The organism is Acinetobacter sichuanensis (assembly GCF_003024515.2).
GTDB classification, from domain to species: domain Bacteria; phylum Pseudomonadota; class Gammaproteobacteria; order Pseudomonadales; family Moraxellaceae; genus Acinetobacter; species Acinetobacter sichuanensis.
On sequence record NZ_PYIX02000081.1, the window covers coordinates 1 to 5,664 of the forward strand.

Here is a 5,664-nt window from a genome sequence, read left to right on the forward strand (position 1 = left end):
CATCGAAGAACAACAGCAACAATTAATGCAACAACAAGCGCAATTGCAGAAGCAACAGCAAGCTTTAGACATAATGCAAACCAAGATTATCCAAGCCTTATCAGCGCAGTCAAAGGCAATCGAGAGCGATCAGCAAAGCTTACAGCAAGCACAGAAATTATTAGCGACAATACAGAAGCAATTTCACGAGCTAGAACGCAGTACAGCAAGCTATACCGAGCAGATCAATGGAAAAATTCGAGAGATGAGCCAGATCACAGCCAACAACGAAGAAGTGCTGGAGAGAATCTCAACCGTACAACACTCAGTCTCGTTACAAGTGACCAAAGCTCAGCAGAATTTGCTCGAAACGTCGGAGATATTGAAAAAAATCTCGTCCAGATGAATGAGCGTAAACAAGAGATAGAAAAACCTCGACCTAAGCAAGATCGAGGGATGGATTTTGGGATGTAGTTTAATTCCGTGTGAATAGTTTACTAATTACCCCAATAACAGCGAGTATGGCTAAAAAAGCAAATGTAATACCAATTGAAATTAATCCTGCAACTAATAGAACTAATAGGTATCCTCCAAAACTATTGGGCTCTACAATGTTATAAGCAACAATCAAAAGGACTATTGTTAGAATAATTTTCATTTCTTAGGGTAAATTTTCAAAATACTAAGTTATTCAGATTTTCACATTTTTTAGGTATTCGAGTGCATAAATATTTTCTTATTTTTCTTATAATTCTTTCATTTTCGTCAAGTTTATATGCTTTTTCTGATGCTGAAATTATTGAAAGAGCTAAGCAAGGCTATGCAGAGGAGCAACTTACTCTGGCTGTTATGTACACAGAGGGAGTTGGCGTACAAAAAAATATGGCTGAAGCTATAAAATGGTTTGAAAAGGCGGCTAATCAAGAAAATACAGATGCTCTGTTCATGCTTGGTGCAATTTATCAAAATGGTATGGGGGTATCTGTTAATTTAAATAAAGCAGCCAACTTATATCAAAAAGCTAGCAATAAAGGAGATATAGTAGCCACACGTGAGCTAGCCACTATGTATTTATCGGGAAATGGTGTTGTTAAAAATCCCGCAAAAGCAGTCTCTCTTTTTACCCAAGCTGCGAATAAAGGCGATATTACAGCTCAAACAAAGCTTGGATTAATGTATGTAAGAGGAATATTTGTAAAAAAAGATATAACTAAGGGAATGTCTTTATTGAGAAGTTCTGCATTAAAGGGTGATAAAGATGCGTTATATTTTATTGAAAAATATAATAAAGAAAATATAGTTAAGTAAAATAATTAAATAGATCATAGCCATGAAAAATATTTTCTATGGCTATGTTGGCAAGCTAAATATGGTGATTCTTTTTTAAAAATTCTTTTTGCTTTTTTTCCCATAATTCAAAGTGCTTTTTTAGATTTGAAAGAGATCCTTTGTAAAAATCACCTTTCAGAGTCATGTCTCTAATACCGCATCTTTCTGATAAATACATAATGTAAGTTTCTGGAGAATCATTTAGTTTTCGGATCACAAAGTTGACAGGAAAAACTAAATCACATGGTTGTCCATTTGGATATGTATTAAATTCTATTGAAGTTTCGATAAATAAGGTATTGTTTAGCCCATCAGATGAATAGTATCTAGTTTCGTAGCTTCCATTAGGAAAGTAAGAATGATGTATTGATTTTAGATCATTAAAATCATTTGGATCTAAATGTATAAATGAATGACAAAAAGTTCTGCGATGCTCCTTTTTGATTACACCATTTTTATCAAGTAAGAAATATGGATGTGAGTTATAAAGCTTAAGATAAATAATCAAAGCAATAATTAAAGAGATAGATATAACGATTGTCATACTTGAATTTATAAAATATTGAATTTATTTGAATTATAGTTATGAATAGCAAAAAAGCCTAACAACTTGTTTAAGTTATTAAGCTTTTTGTTTGAAACTTTACTAGCCGTGCCTAGATAAACGATATTTGACTCTTACAGTCTGACCTCGCTTGACGGTGCTGCCGGGCTCTGGGCGTTAGCCCTATCTTTAAAGACCATTGAGCACATGAATGGTCTATCTGTAGTATACAGTTATAAATAAAAGTTTACATTAACTTTTGTGATTTTTAGTGAGTTTTGGTGACATAGAATGATTTCTAGTTATTTATTGCCCAGTTTCCCTAAAAGACAGATTGCTTCAATTTGTTCACTTACTTCCATTTCTTTAAGTAAGTTATAAGCACTTGTTAAGGTTGTACCACTTGCCAATAAATCATCGACAAGAAGTATTGATTTTCCTTTCATTTCTGTAACTTTTTTAATTTGGGTCGGATCTATTTTCAAAGGACGAATAAACATTCTGTCCTTTGTTGCGACTTCTTTCATAGAAAAAGCTTTATTGGGATTATTAGTCAGATCTCTTTCTAGGGAGCGACGTAAGGCAATGATATCTTTTTTATATTTTGGGGTTAATGGAAGATCTTGTAGATCAGCATAGACTTCACGAATGGTTTTTTTAGAAAAAATATCATTAATTAAAATACAATGGTTCGTGGTTATCCTATTGATTTTTTTAGCAAATCTTTCTACTACTTTGTGGGAGGATGGCATTGTAAGGATTACTTCATAATCTTTTTCATGCATTAAGTTATGGAGAATTTTAGAGATATTTGGGTTGAATTTTCCACACTCTTTAAGAGATATTGAAAATCCTTTTTGTCCTTTTAGGGCGTAAATTAAAGGATTTCCATCACCACCCTGACGACTATACAAACGTTTAAAGACACTATGCACAATTAAGTCATTAAGTTTGTGATGGTTAGGGTTAGCATCTAATGACGTATTTACCAGTTGTTCTGTTTCTGAGGTGAAAGTAACAACTTTATTGTCATTAACGAGAATTCCCAATTTAAGTCTCAACTATTTGGCTTATAAATAATTTTTAAAATTATCTTTATAAAAAAGAAAAAGTCCAATAAGTCTTGAAACTTATTGGACTTTCGCTTTATATTCAGTGGGTACAGTTATTTGATGCTTCCAACATCAATTAACGAAAGATCGGCAGAGCTTCCAACTCGTACTGATATTCACCTTAAAGGCTAGTACCACTATCTATTTTAAAGAATTAGAAAAGTTTGACAAGCCTCAATTTGAAGTCCTTCGTTAATTCAGTAGTTTAAATCATCAAATAAGCACCTAACGGTCGAGCTTTATCTACTTCTGTGCGCCCTTTTTTAAAGGAAGATATGCGGTGCATGTGGAGGGAATAAGTGTCACTGGTGCATCGTAGCGATAGTCGCAAGGCTAAACCGCTTACAGGGGATCTCACATAGGCGGAGCGTTGGAAGTAGTTGTATAGGTTGGTTAAGTTGCATGTTGGAGAAATCCTCGCAGAGATATCGCCATACTTCGACAGGGAGCGTGTGGGAGAAGGTGCAAAACCTTTAGTCCTTGTCTGCATGGTCAGCAAAACCATGTGCGGATACGACCGATGCGTGGCTCCGTCAGCCCAATTACAGGTTAATCGGCAATACTTAAGGGACGTTGATTTTGAATCAGCGACCCTTAGGGAAAGTATTGCCGAAACTCTCTCAACGTTCACCATCAGCCCGAGCAAAGCGAGGGATGTGGGGACGGTGAGAAAGAGTTGAGCACCTTTATTTTTACAATATTCATGCCAATACTTCCTAGAGTTTATATACCGTGTCATTTGATTTAATTATTACATAACAATTCTGTCCATTTTTAAATAAGCAAGGATACACAGCTACCCCTATTTAACTTCGTTAAACAGTGATAGTCTGTGACCTTGATCAGGGGCTTCACCCCCGATACCCCCGAAAAGCTTTAAACAGAAAAATCAAAGATTTTCCAATTTAAAGCTTACAAAAGCCAAAGCAGGGTAGATTGAAATGTCAGGACAGGAACAAGAAAACAAACAGAGCAAAACAGTTCGAGAACGAACCTTTAAAGTCAGACTTTCAGAATCAGAATATCAATTGCTCGATTCCAATAATCCTTATGGTTCGATTGCAAAGTTGCTTAGACAAGCAGCAGTAGAGAAAGCGACTAAAATTCATAATTCCAAAGCAGAAGATGACCAGAAAATTAAAGCAACAAAGGTCGTTGAATCTTCGTATAGCAAGACAGAGCGAGCGTTAATTTTAGAACTTAGTCGGATTGGTAATAATGTGAATCAGATTGCGAAAGCAGTGAATACTGATATTGCAGGTACTGGTGCTTTCGATAAAGTGAAGTTACTTCATTTATTGATTTCGATCGATCAACAGCTTCGGGAGTTACGTCCAGATGATCGTTGATTTCTTTCGACATGGTTCAGGTCTATCAAAAGGCTGCCTTGACTATTTACTGGGTGAAGATAGAGAGCGTAAACACGCACAGGTGCTTAGTGGTGATGTAGAGTTGACAGGGCAATTGATTGATAGCAGTCCCTTTGCCAAAAAATATACTTCAGGCTGTTTGTCCTTTTATGAGCATGATTTATCTGACCAGGATAAGCAGAAGATCATGCAAAATTTTGAGCAATGTCTTTTCCCTGGTCTTGATCAAGATCAGTATCAAATTTTATGGGTACAACACCAAGACAAAGTAAATCAAGACACAGGACAGACAAGGCTTGAGCTTAATTTTGTGATTCCCAATGTTGAGCTTTCAACAGGTAAACGTCTACAGCCTTTCTATGCACCAGTTGATCTCGACCGAGTCGATCTATTTAAAAAAATCACCAATACCCAACACCGACTTTATGACCCTGATGATCCTGAGCATCGACAGCTATTTTTAAATAAAAAGAACCTACCAAAAGATATTAAGGATTTTAAAGAGCAGTTACATCAACGTGTTTACCGAGCGGTCGCAAATGGTGATGTTGCCGATCGGCAAGAATTGGTGCAATGGCTTGAATCGAATCAAATCAATGTTACCCGACAAGTAAAAAACTCCATATCCATTGAAAACCCGTATGAGGGCGCAAAACGTCCTATCCGTTTAGAGGGCGAGATTTATGAGCAAAGCTTTAGAGCTACTGGCGAATATCGACAAGAAGTACAACAACGAATTGAAGAATACAGAGGAACAACTTCTGAGCGGTATCGAGCAAACGTCACAGACTATCAGAGACAGCTTGAACACAAGAGCCAATATCACAGCGACCGCTATTCAACAGTCAGACGAGAAAATAGCCCAGAGCATTCAAAACAGCACCCAGACTGTCGAGAAACAGTTAAACGAGTATCAAACCTTGCTGCAATCGAAATTGAGCCATTTAACGCAATTAAACGAGCAAATACAGAGCCAAGAACAGCAAGCCCAGAATCAAGCGGTACAGAAAAAACTTACCATTTTGAATATGGGACTGATTTCAGCAGCAGTTATTTTGCTTATAGCGATTTTCTCGCTTGGTCTCGTCACCAAAAACAAATACAGCGAGATGCAGACGCTAAACACCGTGATCAACGAGAAACAAATGAGGGTCGACCATTTGAACCGATCAGGGGGCAGTTTGACGATCAGCACATGCAAGCGACCAGACAGCAAAGCACAACGGCTCTGTATTCAGATCAACAAGAATGCAGGCGAATGGCAGAACGGCTACATGATTCCAATGGGGTATTAAACGATGACCGAATTAGAAACACAATTATTGAAAAT

The 5,664-nt window shown here is 36.8% G+C and carries 5 protein-coding genes and 1 pseudogene; 4 read left to right on the top strand and 2 right to left on the bottom strand.

All coding sequences use genetic code 11. The features are described from left to right. Positions 1-453 (top strand): annotated as a pseudogene (locus C9E89_RS21245) (mobilization protein); the annotation flags it as partial. 246 nt (positions 454-699) lie between these two features. Further along, the gene (locus tag C9E89_RS21255; RefSeq protein WP_107010132.1) at positions 700-1,287 is read left to right on the top strand and encodes a tetratricopeptide repeat protein; all 588 of its coding nucleotides are present in this window, start codon (positions 700-702) and stop codon (positions 1,285-1,287) included. Between the two features lie 55 nt (positions 1,288-1,342). Here C9E89_RS21255 and C9E89_RS21260 read toward each other — a convergent pair whose 3' ends face one another. Together C9E89_RS21260 and C9E89_RS21265 are read right to left on the bottom strand one after the other, a co-directional pair. After that, positions 1,343-1,852, bottom strand: a complete 510-nt coding sequence (locus C9E89_RS21260; protein ID WP_107010133.1) for a hypothetical protein — start codon at positions 1,850-1,852, stop codon at positions 1,343-1,345. Positions 1,853-2,154: 302 nt separating this feature from the next. Continuing rightward, a complete protein-coding gene (locus C9E89_RS21265) occupies positions 2,155-2,901 on the bottom strand; it encodes a phosphoribosyltransferase (protein WP_107010134.1) in 747 nt (248 codons plus the stop codon). Between the two features lie 1,004 nt (positions 2,902-3,905). On the opposite strand from C9E89_RS21265, the gene C9E89_RS21270 reads away from it, so the two are divergent. Next, complete coding sequence (locus tag C9E89_RS21270; protein WP_107010135.1) at positions 3,906-4,313, top strand: MobC family plasmid mobilization relaxosome protein; 408 nt, start codon at positions 3,906-3,908, stop codon at positions 4,311-4,313. Continuing rightward, positions 4,303-5,664 (top strand): relaxase family protein (locus tag C9E89_RS21275; RefSeq protein ID WP_107010136.1); only part of this gene is annotated, 1,362 nt, incomplete at its 3' end. The genes C9E89_RS21270 and C9E89_RS21275, both read left to right, overlap by 11 nt.

Coding starts and splice junctions, on each gene's coding strand:
- C9E89_RS21260 (WP_107010133.1), bottom strand. CDS start 1,852: ATGACAATCGTTATATCTATCTCTTTAATTATTGCTTTGATTATTTAT.
- C9E89_RS21270 (WP_107010135.1), top strand. CDS start 3,906: ATGTCAGGACAGGAACAAGAAAACAAACAGAGCAAAACAGTTCGAGAA.